The organism is Streptomyces sp. NPDC090083, assembly GCF_044747445.1.
Classification (GTDB): Bacteria; Actinomycetota; Actinomycetes; order Streptomycetales; family Streptomycetaceae; genus Streptomyces.
In genome coordinates this window covers 580,435-598,169 of sequence record NZ_JBIVED010000004.1, presented here as the reverse complement: position 1 = coordinate 598,169, position 17,735 = coordinate 580,435, and the positions used below count along the sequence as shown (strand labels likewise).

Annotated in this window: 20 protein-coding genes; 10 read left to right on the top strand and 10 right to left on the bottom strand. The window is 71.2% G+C overall.

Features of this window, described 5'->3' with window-relative positions:
• Positions 1-41 precede the first annotated feature (41 nt).
• Both ACIPTO_RS17950 and ACIPTO_RS17945 read left to right on the top strand, forming a co-directional pair.
• A complete protein-coding gene (locus tag ACIPTO_RS17950; protein WP_401193070.1) occupies positions 42-506 on the top strand; it encodes a MarR family winged helix-turn-helix transcriptional regulator in 465 nt (154 codons plus the stop codon).
• Positions 506-1,438 (top strand): NADP-dependent oxidoreductase, encoded by a 933-nt coding sequence (locus ACIPTO_RS17945; protein ID WP_401193068.1) that lies wholly within the window; start codon positions 506-508, stop codon positions 1,436-1,438. The genes ACIPTO_RS17950 and ACIPTO_RS17945 overlap by 1 nt, the downstream gene beginning before the upstream one ends.
• An 18-nt stretch (positions 1,439-1,456) precedes the next feature.
• On the opposite strand, the gene eno is transcribed toward ACIPTO_RS17945, so the two are convergent.
• Positions 1,457-2,740 (bottom strand): phosphopyruvate hydratase, encoded by a 1,284-nt coding sequence (gene eno, locus ACIPTO_RS17940; RefSeq protein ID WP_401193066.1) that lies wholly within the window; start codon positions 2,738-2,740, stop codon positions 1,457-1,459.
• A 93-nt stretch (positions 2,741-2,833) separates the two neighbouring features.
• Here eno and ACIPTO_RS17935 point away from each other — a divergent pair, with 93 nt between their 5' ends.
• Positions 2,834-3,700 (top strand): winged helix-turn-helix transcriptional regulator, encoded by an 867-nt coding sequence (locus tag ACIPTO_RS17935; RefSeq protein ID WP_401193063.1) that lies wholly within the window; start codon positions 2,834-2,836, stop codon positions 3,698-3,700.
• 62 nt (positions 3,701-3,762) lie between these two features.
• On the opposite strand, the gene ACIPTO_RS17930 is transcribed toward ACIPTO_RS17935, so the two are convergent.
• On the bottom strand, positions 3,763-4,311 hold the full coding sequence (locus ACIPTO_RS17930; protein ID WP_401193061.1) for a DUF6790 family protein: 549 nt from the start codon (positions 4,309-4,311) through the stop codon (positions 3,763-3,765).
• A gap of 57 nt (positions 4,312-4,368) precedes the next feature.
• Between ACIPTO_RS17930 and ACIPTO_RS17925 the strand changes: the two genes are divergently transcribed.
• Entirely contained in the window at positions 4,369-4,803 is a 435-nt protein-coding gene (locus tag ACIPTO_RS17925; protein WP_401193059.1) for a MarR family winged helix-turn-helix transcriptional regulator, read from the top strand.
• A 64-nt stretch (positions 4,804-4,867) separates the two neighbouring features.
• On the opposite strand, the gene ACIPTO_RS17920 is transcribed toward ACIPTO_RS17925, so the two are convergent.
• Positions 4,868-5,647 carry an SDR family oxidoreductase gene (locus tag ACIPTO_RS17920; protein WP_401193056.1) on the bottom strand — a complete coding sequence of 260 codons (780 nt, stop codon included), beginning with the start codon at positions 5,645-5,647 and terminating at the stop codon, positions 4,868-4,870.
• A 114-nt stretch (positions 5,648-5,761) separates the two neighbouring features.
• Between ACIPTO_RS17920 and ACIPTO_RS17915 the strand changes: the two genes are divergently transcribed.
• Both ACIPTO_RS17915 and ACIPTO_RS17910 read left to right on the top strand, forming a co-directional pair.
• On the top strand, positions 5,762-6,391 hold the full coding sequence (locus ACIPTO_RS17915) for a DUF3887 domain-containing protein (protein ID WP_366317676.1): 630 nt from the start codon (positions 5,762-5,764) through the stop codon (positions 6,389-6,391).
• The gene (locus tag ACIPTO_RS17910) at positions 6,388-6,651 is read left to right on the top strand and encodes a PLDc N-terminal domain-containing protein (RefSeq protein WP_401193054.1); all 264 of its coding nucleotides are present in this window, start codon (positions 6,388-6,390) and stop codon (positions 6,649-6,651) included. The genes ACIPTO_RS17915 and ACIPTO_RS17910 overlap by 4 nt, the downstream gene beginning before the upstream one ends.
• 75 nt (positions 6,652-6,726) lie before the next feature.
• Here ACIPTO_RS17910 and ACIPTO_RS17905 read toward each other — a convergent pair whose 3' ends face one another.
• Positions 6,727-7,476, bottom strand: a complete 750-nt coding sequence (locus ACIPTO_RS17905; RefSeq protein ID WP_401193051.1) for a MerR family transcriptional regulator — start codon at positions 7,474-7,476, stop codon at positions 6,727-6,729.
• A gap of 47 nt (positions 7,477-7,523) precedes the next feature.
• Between ACIPTO_RS17905 and ACIPTO_RS17900 the strand changes: the two genes are divergently transcribed.
• On the top strand, positions 7,524-7,988 hold the full coding sequence (locus tag ACIPTO_RS17900) for a DUF6194 family protein (RefSeq protein ID WP_366318305.1): 465 nt from the start codon (positions 7,524-7,526) through the stop codon (positions 7,986-7,988).
• Between the two features lie 30 nt (positions 7,989-8,018).
• On the opposite strand, the gene ACIPTO_RS17895 is transcribed toward ACIPTO_RS17900, so the two are convergent.
• The 6 genes from ACIPTO_RS17895 to ACIPTO_RS17870 all read right to left on the bottom strand — a co-directional run bounded on the left by ACIPTO_RS17895 (position 8,019) and on the right by ACIPTO_RS17870 (position 14,972).
• Positions 8,019-9,335 carry an MFS transporter gene (locus tag ACIPTO_RS17895; RefSeq protein WP_401193048.1) on the bottom strand — a complete coding sequence of 439 codons (1,317 nt, stop codon included), beginning with the start codon at positions 9,333-9,335 and terminating at the stop codon, positions 8,019-8,021.
• Between the two features lie 11 nt (positions 9,336-9,346).
• Entirely contained in the window at positions 9,347-10,240 is an 894-nt protein-coding gene (locus ACIPTO_RS17890) for a dihydrodipicolinate synthase family protein (protein ID WP_401193045.1), read from the bottom strand.
• Positions 10,241-10,298: 58 nt separating this feature from the next.
• The gene (locus tag ACIPTO_RS17885) at positions 10,299-11,708 is read right to left on the bottom strand and encodes an aminotransferase class I/II-fold pyridoxal phosphate-dependent enzyme (protein WP_401193043.1); all 1,410 of its coding nucleotides are present in this window, start codon (positions 11,706-11,708) and stop codon (positions 10,299-10,301) included.
• Positions 11,709-11,912: 204 nt separating this feature from the next.
• Positions 11,913-13,091, bottom strand: a complete 1,179-nt coding sequence (locus ACIPTO_RS17880; RefSeq protein WP_401193041.1) for an aminotransferase class V-fold PLP-dependent enzyme — start codon at positions 13,089-13,091, stop codon at positions 11,913-11,915.
• A 202-nt stretch (positions 13,092-13,293) separates the two neighbouring features.
• Positions 13,294-13,959 (bottom strand): TMEM175 family protein, encoded by a 666-nt coding sequence (locus tag ACIPTO_RS17875; RefSeq protein WP_401193038.1) that lies wholly within the window; start codon positions 13,957-13,959, stop codon positions 13,294-13,296.
• Between the two features lie 212 nt (positions 13,960-14,171).
• Positions 14,172-14,972 carry an inositol monophosphatase family protein gene (locus ACIPTO_RS17870; RefSeq protein WP_401193036.1) on the bottom strand — a complete coding sequence of 267 codons (801 nt, stop codon included), beginning with the start codon at positions 14,970-14,972 and terminating at the stop codon, positions 14,172-14,174.
• A gap of 352 nt (positions 14,973-15,324) precedes the next feature.
• Between ACIPTO_RS17870 and ACIPTO_RS17865 the strand changes: the two genes are divergently transcribed.
• The 3 genes from ACIPTO_RS17865 to ACIPTO_RS17855 are packed head-to-tail and all read left to right on the top strand — an operon-like array spanning position 15,325 to position 17,697.
• Positions 15,325-16,044: a metal-dependent hydrolase gene (locus ACIPTO_RS17865; RefSeq protein WP_401193034.1), complete on the top strand. Its 720-nt coding sequence runs from the start codon at positions 15,325-15,327 to the stop codon at positions 16,042-16,044.
• Positions 16,045-16,070: 26 nt separating this feature from the next.
• The gene (locus tag ACIPTO_RS17860; protein WP_366317698.1) at positions 16,071-16,616 is read left to right on the top strand and encodes an XRE family transcriptional regulator; all 546 of its coding nucleotides are present in this window, start codon (positions 16,071-16,073) and stop codon (positions 16,614-16,616) included.
• 19 nt (positions 16,617-16,635) lie between these two features.
• Complete coding sequence (locus ACIPTO_RS17855) at positions 16,636-17,697, top strand: threonine aldolase family protein (protein WP_401193032.1); 1,062 nt, start codon at positions 16,636-16,638, stop codon at positions 17,695-17,697.
• The last annotated feature ends 38 nt before the right edge of the window (positions 17,698-17,735 follow it).

Below are 17,735 nucleotides of genomic sequence, written 5' to 3'. Positions count from 1 at the left end.
GCTAATGCACTCGGTCGACTCTCCCGGAAGGACTCCCGCCCGTGGACCTACGACAGCTCTTCGACGACCTGGTGCGCTTCGAGACCGACCTGTGGAACGGGATCGACGCCCGGCTCCGCAAGGACCGAGGAGTGACCCTGGGCGGGCTGAACGTGCTGCTGGTCGTGGAGCGTGCGGGGTCCTGCCGGGTGAACGACATAGCCGCCGCCCTCTCGATCACGGTCGGCGGCGCCAGCCAGGCCGTCGACCGGCTGGAGAGACTCGGCCACTGCACCCGGCGCCCCCATCCCGCCGACCGCCGCTCCTCGATCGTCGAACTGACCGAGGGAGGAGCGGAGTTGGTGCGCGAGGCGGGACCGGTGTTCGACAGCGAGCTGACGGCGAGACTGTCCGCCCCGCTCCCGCCCGTGGCACTCGGTCATCTCGCCGACGCGCTGGCCGTGCTCCGCGCCACCACCCCGCGCGCCCCGGCCGCGGACCCGACACCCCTGACGAAGGAGCCCTGATGAGCCCCGCACCCGTACGAGCAGTGCGCTTCGACGCGTACGGCGACCGTGACGTCCTCCAGGTCGCCGAGATCCCGATGCCCGTCCCCGCCGCCGGCGAAGTCCTCGTCGAGGTACGCGCGGCGGGCATCAACCCCGGTGAGGCGGCGATCCGTTCGGGCGCGATGCACGAACGCTTCCCCGCGACCTTCCCGTCCGGCCAGGGCAGCGACCTCGCCGGCGTGGTCACCGAACTGGGCGACGGCGTCACGGAGTTCGGCGTCGGCGACGAAGTCCTCGGCTTCTCCTGGCAGCGCTCCAGCCAGGCCACGCACGTCGCCGTGCCGGTCTCGCAGCTCATCCTCAAGCCGGCCGGGCTGAGTTGGGAGGTGGCCGGGTCCCTCTACGTCGTCGGCTGCACCGCTTGGGCCGCCGTCGAGGCGGTGGCTCCCGAGCCCGGCGAGACCGTCGCCGTCTCGGCCGCGGCCGGCGGTGTGGGTACCGTCGTCGTCCAACTCCTCGCCGTACGCGGCGCGAAGGTCCTCGGCATCGCCTCTCCCGCCAACGCCGACTGGCTCACCGCGCACGGCGCGACCCCGGTCCCTTACGGCGACCGGCTCGCCGAGACCCTCACAGCTTCGGCACCCGCCGGAATCGACGCCTTCATCGACCTCTTCGCCCCCGAATACGTCCAACTGGCCGTGGACCTGGGCATTCCCAGGGACCGCGTCGAGACGATCATCTCCTTCCAGAAGGCCCAGGAACTCGGCACCAAGAGCGCGGGCAGCGCCGACGCCTCCACCCGGGAGGTCCTCACGGAGATCGCCGGCCTGGTCGCCTCGGGCCGCATCGAGATTCCCATCGCGGCCACCTATCCCCTCGACGAGGTCCGCGACGCGTTCGCCGAGCTGGAGCGGCGGCACACGCGGGGAAAGATCGTGCTGATTCCCTGAGGACGGGGGACTCCGGGGTCAGCGGCGCAGGCCCAGCGCCGCACGCCCCGCGTATCGCGCCTGGTCGCCCAAGTCCTCCTCGATGCGGACCAGTTGGTTGTACTTCGCCGTGCGGTCGGAGCGGGACAGGGAACCGGTCTTGATCTGGCCGCAGCCGGTGGCGACGGCGAGGTCGGCGATGGTGGTGTCCTCGGTCTCGCCGGAGCGGTGGGACATGACGACGGTGTAGCCGGCGCGGTGGGCGGTCGCGACGGTGGCGAGGGTTTCGGTGAGGGTGCCGATCTGGTTGACCTTCACCAGGATCGAGTTGGCGATGCCGTCGCGGATACCGGCGCTCAACAGCGTCTCGTTGGTGCAGAAGACGTCGTCGCCGGTGAGCTGGCAGCGCTCGCCGAGGCGGGCGGTCAGGGCCTGCCAGCCGGCGTGGTCGTCCTCGGCCATCGGGTCCTCGATCGACGCGACGGGGTAGCGGTCGACCAACGTCGCGAGGTAGTCGGCGTGTTGGGCCGGGGTGCGGCGGACGCCCTCGCCCGAGTAGTCGTAGACGCCGTCGTGGAAGAACTCGGACGTGGCCGGGTCCATGACGAGGGTGATGTCGGTGCCGGGCTTGTAGCCGGTCTTCTCGATGGCCTGGACGACGAAGTCGAGGGCCTCGTCGGCGGTGCGCAGGTCGGGGGCGAAGCCGCCCTCGTCGCCGACGTTCACGCTGTGGCCTGCGGCGACGAGGTCGCGGCGCAGGGTGTGGAAGACCTCGGAACCCATCCGGACGGCCTCGGCGAAGGTGGCCGCGCCGATGGGCGCGATCATGAACTCCTGGAAGTCCAGCGGGTTGTCGGCGTGCGCACCACCGTTGACGATGTTCATCATCGGCACCGGCAGCAGCCGCGCGTCGACACCGCCGATGTAGCGGTACAGAGGCAGTCGGTGGGTGGCCGCGGCGGCCTTGGCGGTGGCCAGCGAGACTCCGAGCAGGGCGTTGGCGCCGAGCCTCGACTTGGTCTCCGTACCGTCGAGTTCGATCATCGTGCGGTCCACGGTCGCCTGGTTCTCGGCGTCGAGCCCGATCACGGCGTCCGCGATGCTCTCGTTGACGGCGTCGACGGCGCGCCGAACTCCCCTGCCGTGGAAGCGGGTCGGGTCTCCGTCGCGGAGTTCGACCGCCTCCCGGGCGCCGGTGGAGGCCCCCGACGGTACGGCGGCCCGGCCGAGCGAGCCGTCCTTGAGCACCACGTCCACCTCGACGGTCGGATTGCCCCGGCTGTCGATGATCTCGCGTGCGACGACCCGGCTGATGACGGTCACGGTGCAGCTCCTCACGCTGGGCCCGCTGAGCCGCGGGCGGTAAGTTCCACTGAGAAACAAAGTGAGTCCTGAAAAAGAACTTACTATGGGCGCATGAGGATGCACAACGCAGACGAGACCTGCGGAATCGCCGGGGCCGCCGTGGTCCTGGGGGACTGGTGGAACGTCCTGGTGCTGCGGGAGATCGCCCGCGGACACGTCCGCTTCGACGCCCTCGCCGCCGAGATCGGCCTGTCCCGCAACGTCCTGACCGAGCGGCTCGGCCGCCTCGTCGCCCACGGCGTCCTGCGCCGCAGCCTCTACCAACGACGTCCGGTGCGCTACGAGTACGTCCTCACCGACGCCGGACGCGCACTGCTGCCCCTGCTCGTCGCCATGCAGGACTGGGGCGACCGCTGGATCCTCGGCGACGGAAGCCTCACCGCCACGGCCCGCGCCGACAGCGCCGAACACGCCCGCGTGCACGCCCTGACCGGCACCCGCCTGCCCGAAGGCCTCCAACTCCCCGGCACCCAGGGCACGGACGTGCCCGTCGTCTCCCCGGACGCCGCCGCGACCGTGCTGTTCACCTACCCCGGCACGGGAGTCGAGTGGACCGAGGAGATCCCCGGAGTCCACGGGTGCACCCTGGAGAACCGCCTCTTCCGCGACGCCTGGCCCGCCTTTCGCCGGGCGGGCGTCGACGTACGCGGCATCAGCACCCAACTCCCGCACGAACAAGCCGAGTTCGCCCGCGCCGAGGACATCCCCCACCTCCTCCTCTCCGACGCCCGCCACCAACTCGACGCCGCCCTGCGGCTACCGACCTTCCGTGGTGCCGGCCGCCTGCGCCACAAACGCCTGATCCTGGTCGTCGACGCCGAACGGGCCGTACGGCACGCGCTGTTCCCGGTCGACGACATCCCGCATGCCGTCGAGGAGAGTCTGCGGCTGGCGGAGGAGTGCGTCCAAGGTGCCTGAGAGGGCCGGCCGGCCAAGCCGCCCTCCACCGGCGCGGAACCCCGCCCGCGGCCCCGCGCGCATCAGCGCACCGAACCCTCGGTGACCTCCCGCGCGGGCAGGTCCGCTCCGTCGTCGTCGGCCCGCTGCGCGTACCGGGCGAGAGCGATCATGACCGCCGGGATGAGCACGTCGTACACCAGCACTCCTCCGGTGTTGCCCGGCTCGTGGTCGCCGCTGGCGAACCACTGGTAGAGGTGACCGATCACCGCGCCCCAGAGGAACATGCCGGCGCCCAGGCCGATGGTGACGCGTTCCCTCGCCGTGGCCCTCGGGGAAGCGGCCCGGAAGCCCATGACGGCGAGCCCGAGGTTGGCGAAGGCGATCTCGAACTCGAACGGCGTCCGTTCGAAGCCGATCGCCGTGGCCATCACGTCCGGGATCGTGACGAAGGAGATCGTCATCCAGAGGCTTCCGAGCCCCAGCGCGCACATCGCCCACCACCGCTGCCAGATCTCCAGCCGGGCCCGACGCGAGGTGCTGTGCCGGCTGCGGATCGACGCGCCGAGGACTGCCACCAGCAGCCAGATCATGGGGAACGCGGACTTGGCGACGTACGAGATCGTGTCCATGCTGTCGAGTGTTGCATGGTTAATATTAACGACGCAACATTGAGGTACGCTGCACCCATGGACGACGGACTCTCAGACCTGCTGCACCGAGTGGTCTCACAACTGGGCGATCTCGCACGCCGGGAGGTCGGCCATGACGGTGATCTCACCAACAGCCAGATCCGCCTCCTGGGCGCACTGGAGGACGTGGAACCGGCGACGCAGCATCGCCTCGCCCAGGCCCTGGGAGTCTCCGACCCCGCGATCAGCCGGGCGCTGCGACCGCTCGAAGAAGGCGGACTGGTCCGCATCACCCAGGACCCGCTGCACGCGCGGCGCCGACTCGTCGAACTCACCGCCATCGGCCGCGAGACGTACCACTCCCACGGAAAACCCCTCGCCGAGACCCTCCGCCGAGGCCTGCTGAAGCAGGACTTCCCTTACGACCGATACCTCGCCGACACCCTCAGGCTGGCGGAGATCCTCGAAGCCGAACGCGCTGAGCGCCGCTGAACCCCGCTGAATTCCGCGCCGGGAACCCGCCTCCCTGCCGGGCGTCCCTCGCCGGACGGACCGCTCAGGACGCGAACCCCCCATTGCTCATGAGGAGTTGGCCGTTGACCCACTGCCCCTCCGGTGAGCACAGGAAGCCGACGAGGTGGGCCGTGTCCTGCGGGGTGCCGAGGCGCTGGAGCGGGGTCTGGCTGAGGACCTGTGTGCGGACTTCGTCGGTCATCCAACCGGTGTCCACCGGGCCCGGGTTGATGACGTTCGCGGTGATACCGAGGTGGGCGAGTTCGTGGGCCGCGGCCAGCGTGATGCGGTCGAGGGCACCCTTGCTGGCGCCGTAGGGCAGGTTGTTCACGGTGTGGTCGCTGGTGAGGGCGATGATCCGGCCGGTGCCCGGGGTCGCGGTGAACCGGCGGCCGAACTCGCGGATCAGCAGCCAGGTGGCGCGGGCGCTGACCGCGAAGTGCCGGTCGAAGCTCTCCACGGTGGTGTCGAGAAGGCCGGAGTCGACCGACTCGCAGTGGCACATCACCAGGGCGGTCACCGGTCCCAGGTCGCGTTCGACCTCGTCGAAGACGCGGGACGGGGCGTCCTGGTCGGCGAGGTCGGCCTCAACCGCCTTGGTGGCTGCGCCGTGTTGGGTGAGGGTGTCGCCGATGGCCGAGGTCGCGCCGGTCTCCGGTCCCCAGGCCATGCGTTCGTCGTAGGGCGTCCAGTAGGTGAAGGCGATGTCCCAGCCGGAGGCGGCCAGCCTGCGCGCGACACCTGCGCCGATGCCGACGGTCCGGCCGACTCCGGTGATCAGGGCGAGGGGGCGGGCGGGTGGACGGGCCGGGGTCGTCGTCATGAACCGAGATGGTTCATGAGCGGGGGAGGGGCGGCAACCGCCTTTTCGTGCCGCGCGCCGACCCGTGTAAAGGAATCCTTGACGCCGATCGCCTTGTAAAGGCATCCTTTACGTGTGACCGATACTCCTCAGACGCTCACCGGCCTCAGCGGCCTGCTCGCTGACCAGGCCGCGGTTCTGGCGCGGACGATGGGCAGCCCGATGGCGGCGCCCGACTATCTGGACCTGGTGCGCCGGGCCCGGGATGTCGCCGAGCTGGCGGCACAGGTGCTGAAGCTGTCCGTGCAGCAGAGCCGCGACGCCGGTCATACCTGGCAGGAGCTAGGGGACCTGCTCGGAGTCACCCGCCAGGCCGCATTCCAGCGGTTCGGCAAACCCATTGATCCCCGGACGGGAGAACCCATGGACAAGACAGTGCGCATGACCGACGCGGCCGAGCGGGCGACCGCGATCGTCACGGCCGTTCTCGAAGGACGCATGGAGGAGGCCAGGCGGTCCTTCAACTCGCAGGTGCTGGAAGCCTTCACCGATCAGGTCAGGGGTGACGGGCTGGCCGCCGTCACCGGGCTCGTCGGGGAGTTCGAGGGCCTCGGCGACGGTGAGCCGTTCGTCCGCCGCATCGGCGACCACACCGTCGTCGACATCCCGCTGAACTACGAGGCCGGAGAGATGAAGGCCCGAGTCGCGTTCGACACGGACGAGAAGGTCGCGGGCCTCGTCGTCGTCGCTCCCGACACGCCATGACAGCCACCGTGGGAGGCCTGGTCGCGGGACTGTCCGTGTTCGCCGGTCCGCCGGTTGGTCCGGGGGTGTCGCCGTCCGGCCCGTGGGTCGCGATCGTGCCGCTGATCGCGGTCCTCCCCGCCGTCCTCTGCATGGTCGACATCGCACGCCACCCACGCACTCGTCAGTTCCCACCGCGGATCTGGCTCGCGATCTGCGCCTTCGGGAACGTCTTCGGGCTCTTCGCCTACGTCAGGTTCGGGCGTGGCGAGGACGCATGACGGCGGCGGTGTCGACCGGACATGACAGTGGCGGCGTCGGCCGGATACGGCGGTGGCGGTGGCGGCCGGAGCGGATCAGTCGGCGGGCGGATCGTGCTCGGCCGTGACGACAGCCGCCAGGTCCGCGCCCGCTCGCAGCAACTCCACCGACCGCAGGGCGATGTGATCGAGGCGTTCACGCAGGACGCGCAGCGCCTCGGCCGTGCCGTCGAGTCGGTGCAGGGAACCCACGATCTCCCGCACGGCCGCAATGCCGTAGCCCGCGTTGCGGAGGGCCGCGACGATGCGGGCCGTTCTGATGGCGGAGAGGTCGTAGCGGCGGGCTCGCAGCGAGGTCACCCGCTCGGGGGTGACGAGGCCTTCCTGTTCCCAGAAGCGGAGGGTCGACGGGCGGACGCCGAGTGCTCTGGAGAGTTCGGTGATCGTCATCGCGTCGCTGTCCTGCTCGGACTCCCGGGCGTCCGCCTCGGTGTGGATCGCGCGCAAGGCCTGTTCGGCGAGCAGCGCCTCCTCGCGTTCCCGCGCGAGACGGACATGGACCTCGTTGATCGCCGAGGCTGCCTCGGCGATCGTCCTCGTGCGCAGTCCGGCGAGCAACTGCCGTGCCACGACCGGCCCGACGGCACCCGCGAGTCCTCGATAGGCGCGCAGGGCGTGAAGGTGAAGGGGCCGGTAGGAGCGGTAGTCGTTGGCCGTCCTGGCCGCCGCCGGAATGACTCCCAACTGCTCCAGATCGCGCACCTGTTGGACCGAGTACCCCGACGCGCGCGCGACATCGGCGGTCCGCAGGGCTCCCCGCCGCCCACCGCTCGTCGGCTCGTTCATCCGCCAACCCCACATAAGCACTTGAAGGTCATGCTCGAACCATGAGTATGGAACAGATCATCGCGACCGTACGAGATTTCCCGGGCGCCCTCGTGCTCGTACCGGAACCGGGCGGCGACTTCCCCGAACTCGCCTGGGGAGACGCCTTCTTCTACTACGCGCCCGACGGTCGACTGCCTCGGAACACCCAGCCGTACGGCACCGTCGTCACCAAGAACTATCCCGACGACACCGCGTCCGATCTCGACCTCCCGGGCCGCTGGCGGGTGAACATCCACGTGGACCGGACGACGTTCCGCGCACTGACGGGGCAGGAACCGGGCCGTGTCGACCGGGACCACGACCGCACCATCACCGACAGTGTGTTGCCGCATCCGGTGTACGGCGCCCTCGGGTGGATCTGCGTCATCAACCCCGCCGAGAAGACGGGGGAGTTGGTGGTGGAGTTGTTGCGTGGCGCGCATGACGACGCTCGGGCGAGATTCACGCGGCGAGAGGGACACGGACGGTGACTCGCCTGTGTCGCCGTGTTCGGAGAGCCGTCACGCGCGCTGCTCGCGGGATCTCGCGCAGCGTGTCTCCAGGGTCGCGGCGGTGACGGCGGCCGATACGGCCAAGAGGCCCACGACGAGAGGGAGCCTGACGGTGACGCCGGTCAGGGAGCCGGCCACCGCCGTGCCCGCCGAGCCGGCCGTGATCTTCAACGCCGCCACCCAGATGAAGACTTGGCCGCGGGCCGTGCTCGGCGCGTACTCGGTGCGGGCCGCGAGGGTGGAGGCGAAGAAGAAGGAGTTGAGGATGCCGGTGAGCGCGTAGGCGGCGACGGAGATCGCGAAGGAGGGGCTCGCGGTGACGGCGAGGAGGCCGAGGACGACGCCGAGGGCGAGGCGGCGCATCAGCCGGTCCGGGGCCCCGGTGAGCGGGAAGACCATGACGGCCGTCGATCCGGTGAGGTTGCCGAGGCCGTAGGCGGCGGTCAGTACGGCCGCCGTCGCCGGTTCGACGCCGAGGATCCGCGTCATGTGGACCGCGGTGATCGGCAGCGCGGCGACGCTCAGGGAGACGATCATCGTCAGGTAGACGGTGCGCCGGAGCTGCCCGGTGCGGGCGATCAACGCGAGGGTCGCGCCCGGCTTCAGGATCGCCGTCCGGTCGCCGCCGTGCGCGGGCTCTGCGAAGGGCAGGAGCAGTACGGCGCCCGCCGCCGCGAGTGTCCCCATCGCGAGGGCGAGCGATGCCGCGGTGGGGGAGACCCAGGCGGAGAGGGCCGCCACCAGGGAGGGGCCGACGGTGCCGCCGATGCCGTAGGTGGCCACGTCCCAGCCCTGCGCCCTTCGCTGCGTGCGCAGCCGGGGTCCGACGATGGCCGGGAGGCGGCTGCTGATGCCGCCGGTCAGCAGAGGGCCGCAGGTGCCGGCCGCTGCCAGCAGCACACCCGTCACCAAGGTGGGCGCGTGCTCGTACGTCAGCACTCCTGCGGTCAGTGCGGTGGCGTACAGGAGACAGGCTGCCGCGAGGACCTTCCGCCCGTCCCGCGCGAGGTCCAACGGCCTTGCCACGAAAGGGCCGAGGAGGTGCGGGGCGGTGATGCAGGCGCCGAGTGTCCCGGCGAGCGTTCCGGAGCCACCGGACGAGGTGACCAGGAGGACGACGGCCACCACGGCCCCGCCGTCGGCGGTGCGGGCGAGGGCCGCGGCGAGGACGTAGCGGGCGAGGCCGTGGTCGCGGTCGCCGAGTGCGGGTGAGGGCGGGACCTCGCGTGCCTTCGGGATTCTCTGGGCGCGCCTGAGTCGCTGGACACCCTGGAATCCCTCAACGTCCCTACCGTTAGGCGTGTTTGACGTGTGCTGTCGGTTCATGGGGTGGGTGTTCAGGAGGTGAGTCCGGCGGCTGCCAGCGCTGCCACGACGTTCTGGCGCGCGGCCTCGTCCAAGCCCCGCAGGGGAAGCGGGAGGTTCGGCTCTCCGACCAGGCCGAGGTGTGAGGCGGCGGCGGAGATGACGCGCAGGCTGCCGTGGCGGCGGAACAGGGTCCACAGCGGTTCGAGCCGGGCGGAGAGTTCGGTGGCCTGGTCCGCGTGGCCGGCCTGGGCGGCGCGGGTGATGGCGAGCGCTGTCATCGGGAAGGCGCCGCCGAGGACCGAATACCAGGCGTCGCCACCGGAGTTCAGTCCACGGGCCGCCGTCCAGTCGCCGCTCACCCCGATGGTGACGGTGTCGGGGATCAGCGCGCGCAGTGCCGCGACACGGAGTTCGGCCTCGCGCGGGTCGTCGGGCACGCCGGGAATCTTGATCGAGCCGATGTTCGGCAACTGGGCGATACGGCCGTGCAGTTCGTCGCTGAAGTGCACATGTGTGGTGCCCGGGTTGTCGTAGACGCACAGCGGCACGGAAAGTTCCCGCGTGACGTCCTCGTACAGGCCGAACACCTCGTCCTCGGTGAGGAGTTGGTACGTCATCGGGGCGAGCAGCAGTCCGGAGACGCCCGCCTTCTGCGCGTCCTCGGCCAGCTCCAGCACCTGCGAGGTGCGCAGCGCGCCGATGCCGACCATGACGGGAACCCCGTCGGCGGCGTCGACGGCGATCTTCGCGACCCGGGCGCGCTGTTCCCGGGTGAGGTAGGCGTAGCCGCCGGTGGAGCCGAGCGCGCCGATGGAGTCCACGCGGGCGGCGGCGAGGCGGGCGACGAGTGCCGCGTACGCCGCCTCGTCGACGCCCTGCTCGGTGGTGGGGGTGAGGGGGAACGCGCTCAGGCCGCGGAACATGACGACTCCTTCAGTGGGCGGGCCGGGACTCGGGTCGGTCGGCTTGTCGGTTCGCTTGTCAGTGCCCTGGTCGGCTGGGCGGAGGACCGGTCGCCGCATCCGCCGTCCTCGCCGCATCCGCCGTCCTCGCCGCGTCCGCCGTGCTCGTCGTTGAGCGCAACTCCGCCACGACCTCTGCCAGTTCGGCGGCGAACTCCTCGGCCTGGGGTTCGGTGACGGTGGAGGAGGTGATGCGGATCGCGCCCTGATGGGCCGCCGGGTCGGGGGCGAAGAGATGGCCGGGCCGTACCGCCCAGCCCCGCCGCGCCAGGGCCGCGACCGTGGCACGGCCGTCGACGTCGAGCTCGACCCATACGTTCAACCCGTCCGGCTGGTACGGGACGTCGATGCCGTGGGCGCGGAGCCGCCCGACGAGGAGGGCGCTGCGGCGGGCGTAGAACTCGCGGGCCCGTTCGTGGAGTTCGTGGACGCGGGGGTCCGTCAGGAGTTCGCGTGCGGTGTGTTGCAGGAGGTGGCTGACCCAGGTGGTGCCGACGCTGAGCCGTGCCTCCAGGCGCGCGGTGGTGTCGGCGTCGGCGGCGACGAGGGCGAGACGCAGATCCGGTCCGAGGAACTTGGACACGGACCGCACCAGCGCCCAGCGTGCGCTGCTCGGTGGTGTGACGCGGTGGTACGGGCGCGCCGAGACCGCCGAGAAGTGGTCGTCCTCGATCACCAGGACCTGGGGGTGTTCGGTGAGGATGGCGCGCAGGTCGGCGGCCCGTTCCTCGGTGAGGCCGGCGCCTGTCGGGTTGTGGGCGCGCGGGGTGCAGACGACCGCACGGGCACCGGCCTCCAGGGCGGCCCGCAGCGCGTCGGGGCGCATGCCCGCGCCGTCGACGCGGACGGGTGCCGAGCGGTAGCCGCTCAGTCGCAGGGTGCCGATGCTCGCGAGGAAACACGGGTCCTCGACGGCGACCAGATCCCCGCGGGTGAGATGGGCGTTGAGCAGCCGCTCGGTTGCGTCCACCGCTCCGTGCGTGACCAGCGTGCGGAACGCGTGGTCGACGTCCTCGGCGAAGTCGGCGCGGGCCCAGGCGTCCAGCCCGGCATCGAGAGCGGGGGCGCCGTACAGCGGTCGGCTGTAGCTGCCGCTCCGGGCGGCGGCCAGGATGTCGGGCAACAGACTGGGGTCGGGGTTCCCGCTCGCCAGGTCGACGCAGTCGCCGCCGGCTCCGACGCCTTCGCGTGCGAGCTGCGGTACGGCCGCGACGACCGTGCCGCCGCGACCCCGGGTCTCGGCCACCCCCGCCTCGACCAGCCGCCGGTACGCGAGCGCGACCGTGTTCCGGTTCACCCCCAGTTCGGCCGCGAGTGCCCGCACCGGCGGAAGGCCCGCCTGCGGCGCCAACTCGCCCGAGGCGACCTGATCCCGCACGCTGCCGGCGATCTCGGCCGCGGTGGTGCCCTTGATCCGCACGATATGCATCTCCGCCCGAACTGAAGCTTTCGTCCTATGCCAAAGTTTGTCCTAGGCCAAAGATAGATCACGCGCCGGGATGAAGCCAGAGGGTTGTGTGCGGCGCCGCGCGGAGGCGGGCTCCGCTCTCGCCGGGACACCGTGCACTCGGCCGCGCTCAGCGGTGCGGACCCGCTCTGCCGCGTGTTCCTTCCGGCCGCGGATCCTCAAGTGCTAGGGCGTGCGCGCCAGTTCGGCGATGGCCTCGACGGCCAGGGCGATTTCGGCCTCGGTGTTGTAGTAGTGCGGGGACAGCCGCACCAAGGGGTGAACTCCCCGGTTCTCGGTGTCGAGTTGGGAGTGTTCGGCCACGGTCGTGGAGACGTTGATCCCCCGCTTCGCGAGCGCGGCGGCGACCTCGGCCGTAGGAACGGCGTCGACCTTCATGGTCACGATGGCGCAGCGGTCGCGGCCGAGGTCGTAGGTGGTGACGCCGGGCAGCGCGTCGAGGCGGTCGCGCAGTTCCGCGCCGAGGGCGACGGCGCGTCGGCCGATCTCGTCCATGCCGAGTTCCAGGGCCTGTTGGACGGCTTCGCTCAGACCGAGGACGTTGGAGTAGCTGACCTCCCACGTCCCGAAGCGCCGGGCACCGTCGTGCCAGCGGAAGCCGCGCTCGCCGTCCCAGGTCGCGGCCTCGATCTCGGTGACGTGCGGGTCCAGGTACTCCAGGGCCTCGGGACGCACCCACAGAAAGCCGGTGCCGCGCGGGCCGCGCAGGAACTTGCGGCCGGTCGCGGTGAGCATGTCGCAGCCGAACTCGGCCACGTCGACAGGGAATTGGCCCACGGACTGGGTGGCGTCCAGCAGGAAGGGGACGCCGGCCGCGCGGGTGATCCGGCCGATCTCGGCCGCCGGGTTGACCAGTCCGCTGCTGGTGGGGATGTGGGTGACGCCGACGAGTCTGGTCCGTTCGTCGATCAGGTCGGCGAGGGCCGCGGTGTCGAGCTGTCCGTCCTCGTCGTCCGGTACGACGACGATCTCGGCGCCGTGCCGCCGGGCCGTCTGCAGATAGGCGAGCACGCTGCTGCCGTACTCGTCCCGGCCGGTGAGGATGCGGTCGCCGGGCTTGAACGTCATCGAGTAGAAGGCCGCGTTCCACGCGTGGGTGGAGTTGTCGAACAGGGCGATCTCGTCGGCCCGACCGCCCACCAGCCGGGCGATGTGCGCGTGGGTGGCGTCGATCCGGTCCCGTTCCTGGTCGGCGGCTTCGTAACCGCCGATGGCCGCCTCCAGCTCCAGGTGGGCGGTCATGGCCCCGAGCGTCCGGCGGGAGAGGAGCCCGGCCCCCGCGTTGTTGAGGTGCACGCGGTTCGCGGTGCCCGGGGTGTCCTGGCGGAGCGCGTCGATGTCCATGTCGTCTGCTTCCCGTCTGTCCGAAGAACCCTTGCCTTCACGGTCTCAAGCCGCACCCGATCAGTGAAGTGAGTCTTCCCGGACGCGAGAGGCCGGGGTCCGATGAATGCGGCGGCCCGGCGAGGAAAGTCCGGAGCGGGGACGCTCCCCGGCACCGGCGCACGTGGTCCCGGGTGTCCCTGACGCCTCCCGCGGCTTTCGTCTACGACCCGGCCGTCGGCGTCTCCTCGTCGTGCGCGTGGGTGCGCCGGGCGCGCAGGCGGGTGACGAGCGGGCCGCCGTAGGAGGCGGCCAGCGGTGCGAGGAACCACAGGACGTAGGCGTAAGGGAACACCCAGGCGAGACCGAGGCTCAGGACGAACCACAGGCCCACGGCCCACGAGGCGTCGGCGTGCCGGCGGGCCCGGGCGACATCGCCGATGACGAGACCGGCGTCGGCCGAGACCTCCTTGAGGGCTACCTCGCAGAAGACGACGCCCGCCATCGTCCCGGCGAAGAGCGTCTGCGCCATCGGATTGGTGATCGAGGAACCGATGACGGCCGTCGGGAACGGCAGGAACGCGACCAGCAGCAGGAACGGCGCGTGCCAGAACACGAAGGTCCGTGACAACACCCGGATCTGGTCCGTGAGTTGGTGATGCCGCCGCCACACCGACCACAGCAGGACGAACGCCAGCGCGAACGCCAGATACGAGTTGCGCTGGTCCACCAGGAAACGGCCCAGCGCCTCGGCCGACGCCCGCTCCTGCTCGCCCGGGCGGTCCAGTTCCACGGCCAGCAGCGTCATCGCGATCGCGAAGATCGCGTCCGTGAAGAAGACCAGCCGCTCCGGCGAGAGCCCGGGCTCCGGTCGCACATCCTCGCTCATCCGCACTCCTGAAGATCAAGATCGTGCCCTGATCCTAGGGAACGCGGGAGGCGGAGTCGTCGAGCGCGCCGGAGCCCGGCCTCGCGGCGGTCAGCTCGCGGCGGATGCCGTGCAGGTGCGAAGAGGTGGAGGCCGGCGACATGGATCGCGTCTGGCATGGACCGTCGGAACACCAGGCCCGGCCGCCGCTCCGACCGGCGGCCTCCGCTCCGCTAGGCCGCCCCGACCGTCGTACGCCACAACTCCCCGGTCTCCGCCGCCGCGTCCGGCGCCACGAGCAGCAACGGCTCGCCGTAGGAAGGGAGTTGGGGGATGGCGACCGCGCCCGCCTCGGTGGCGATGAGGAGGGCGGGCAGGCCGTCCACCGGGTGGAACTCGCCGATCGCGGCGGCTGTCGCCCGGCCGGCCGCCACCTGGACGAGGGACAGCGCCGTCGATCCCATCACGCGGGCCGTGCAGTGCCGTTCGGACAGTCGCGCGAGAAGTGTGTCGAGGCCCGGCCAGTGCGCGTGGGCCGCCCACTCGGTGAGGAAGACGTGGCCGGTGAGCGTGGTGTGGTCGGCCGCCCGGATCGGGGTTCCGTTCAGGTGCGCGCCCTTGCCCCGTACCGCCGTGAAGACCTCGCCGCGCCACGGGTCCGCCACCAGGCCGAGCAGCGGGGAGCCGTCCGGTTCCGCGAGGCCCAGGGAGAAGGAGCACCAGCCGAGTCCGTGCGCGTAGTTGGTCGTTCCGTCGACGGGGTCGATCACCCAGTGCGGCGCGTCGTCCGAGGTGCCCTCCTCGGCGCCGTACTCCTCGCCGTCGATGCCCCAGTCCGGGAACTCCCGTCGCAGCACCGCGCGTACGTGCCGTTCCACGGCCTCGTCCGTGTCGGTGACGATGTCGGCCGGGCTCTCCTTCTGCCGGACAGGACCCGCGCCTCCCCGGTTCCCGCCGCGGATCGCCTCCGACGCCCACTCGGCCAGCTCCACGGCCACCCGCAGAGCACCGTCCAGGTCAAGCTCGTCCGTCACAGCTCTTCACCACCCCGTTCACGTCGTTGCTCATGATCGCGTCCACACCCCAGGAGACCAGTTCGGCACGCCGGTCCGCGTCCTCCACCGTCCGGCAGCTCGCCGGCAGACCCCCTGCGTGCCGGTACGCCTCGGTCCGGCGCACGATAGGCAGGCGTGCCGGTCGGGTTCGGGAACAGTCGGGTGAACGCGGACTTTCCTCCGGGCGACACTTCTATGGGACGGGTGGGGCGGCGGGGCCGTACGGGGGCCGGGGCCAGTGGTGGGCGTGCGGGTTCGGTGGGGCGCCTGGAGCGTTGACTAAAACGAACGAGGCGTTCATTAATCCTCCCTGGTTCGGTATAGTGAACGCATGGTTCATTCGATCGTGGATTCACGGGTCGGCGCGCAGATCAGTGCGTACCTCGACGACACCTACCTGGAGCAGCTCGACACGCGTGTGATCGCGGTCGGTGAGAGGGGCGGCGCGCCGTGGGCGGCCGTGGAGGACTGTCTGTTCCATCCGCAGGGCGGTGGGCAGCCCGCCGACCGGGGGTGGGTGGCCGACGTGGAGGTCGTGCCGGTGCGGGAGTCCGGGTTGGTCGTGGTGGTGGCCGCCGAGGGGGGTGTGCTGCCGGAGTTCGCTGTGGGGGAGCGCGTGCGGGCCCGGATCGATCTCGCGGTGCGGACGGCGCATGCCGCGCTGCACACGGCCGGGCATCTCGTCGAGGCGGTCGGGCGGGCGCGGGGGTGGGAGATGGCCGCGAGCAACCACTTTCCCGGGCAGTCGCGGGTCGAGTTCCAGGCGCCGGACGGGGATGAGCGGCTGGCGGATCCGGAAGGGCGCGAGGCGGTGACCGCCGAGCTGCGTGCCGCCGTGGCGGCCGCGGTCGCCGACGATCTGCCGGTCGGCGCACGGTGGTTGCCCGGCGGACGGCGCGAGGTGAGTCTCGGCGCGCTGCACTCCGCGCCCTGCGGGGGCACGCATGTGCGCCGCCTCGGAGACCTCACCGACGTGGTGCTGCCGACGCTGAAGGTGAAGAAGGGCCGTGTCCGCGTGTCCTACAGCGCGGCCCACCGGAGTGTCCGGTGACGCCCTCGCCGTCCCCGCGTCGGCCGGTGAGCAGTACCGCCGCCGCCGTCGGTGCGAAGATCCGGCTGCGCCGGCAGCAGCGCGGGATGAGCGCCGCGGAGATGGCCCGGCGCGCCGGGCTGAGCAAGGCCACCCTGTCGCAGCTGGAAGCCGGGAACGGCAACCCCACGATCGACACCCTGGACGCGATCGCGATCGCCCTGCGCATCCCGATCGCCGACCTGCTGGCGCGCGACGCCGACACCGGGCCCGTCTTCCGGCCCGGCACCGACATCGAACCCGGGGAAGTCGCCCGGGAGTTGCTGCGCCGGATCAGCAGCGGCAACAGCCTGGAGATCTGGCGGCTGCGCATCCCCCCGGAGACGGAGCTGGCCGGTGTCCCGCACGCCACCGGCACCATCGAGCATCTGCTCGTCGCCACCGGACACGTCACCGCGGGACCCGTCGACGCCCCGCAGGACCTGGGCCCGGGCGACATGCTCGCCTTCGCCGGGGACGCCCCGCACTTCTACCGCACCGGCGCCGAGGAAGTCGACATCACCGTCGTCTTCGCCTCTCCCATCAGCACCTGACACCGAGGAACGCCCGACCATGAGCACCGTCATCGCCACCACACCCTCCAGCCGCGCCTTCAGCAGCGACAACATGGCCGGAGCATCCCCGCAGATAGCCCGCGCCGTCGCCGAGGCGGCCGAGGGACAGGTCCTGCCGTACGGCAACGACCCCTTCACCGAGAGCGCCCGCCGCAGGCTCGGCGAGATCTTCGAGCGGGACGTCGACGTCTTCCCCGTCTTCACCGGGTCCGCCGCCAACGGACTGGGCCTGGCCGCCCTCACCCCGCCCTGGGGCAGCGTGCTCTCCCACCCCGACAGCCACATCAACACCGACGAGTGCGGTGCGCCGGAGTTCTTCACCAGCGGGGCCAAACTCGTGGGTGTCGCTGGTGACGACAGCAAGATCGACCCGGACGCACTGCGGGCGGCGGTCCGGCGCCGGGTCGGTGACGTGCACAGCGTGCAGCCGTCCGCGGTGAGCATCAGCCAGGCCACCGAGAGCGGCAGCGTCTACACGGTCCCGGAGATCCGGGAGGTGTCCGCCATCGCCAAGGACGCGGGGCTGCGCGTCCACATGGACGGGGCGCGGTTCGCCAACGCCCTGGTCCGGCTCGGCGTCACCCCGGCGGAGATGACGTGGAAGGCGGGCGTCGACGTGCTGTCGTTCGGCGCCACCAAGAACGGCGCGATGACCGCCGACGCCATCGTCTCCTTCGACCCCGCGCTCGCCGCCGAACTGGCCTTCCGGGCCAAGCGCGCGGGCCAACTCGCCTCCAAGATGCGCTTCCACACGGCCCAGATCGACGCCTACCTCACCGACGACCTGTGGCTGCGCAACGCCCGCCAGGCCAACGCGATGGCCACCCGCCTCGGCGAAGGACTCACGTCCCTCGCCGGAGCGGGTCTGTTGGCGACTCCGCAGGCCAACATCCTCTTCTGCCGGCTGCCCCAGCAGGTCATCGACGGCCTCCTCGGCGAGGGCTACGCCTTCTACCACGACCGCTGGGAACCGGGCGTCGTCCGCTTCGTCACCGCGTTCTCGCACAGCGCCGACGACATCGACCAACTCCTCGACGCGGTACGCCGGCACACCCGCTGAGGGGCGTACCGGCGTACCGAAGGGCGTGACGTCACCGG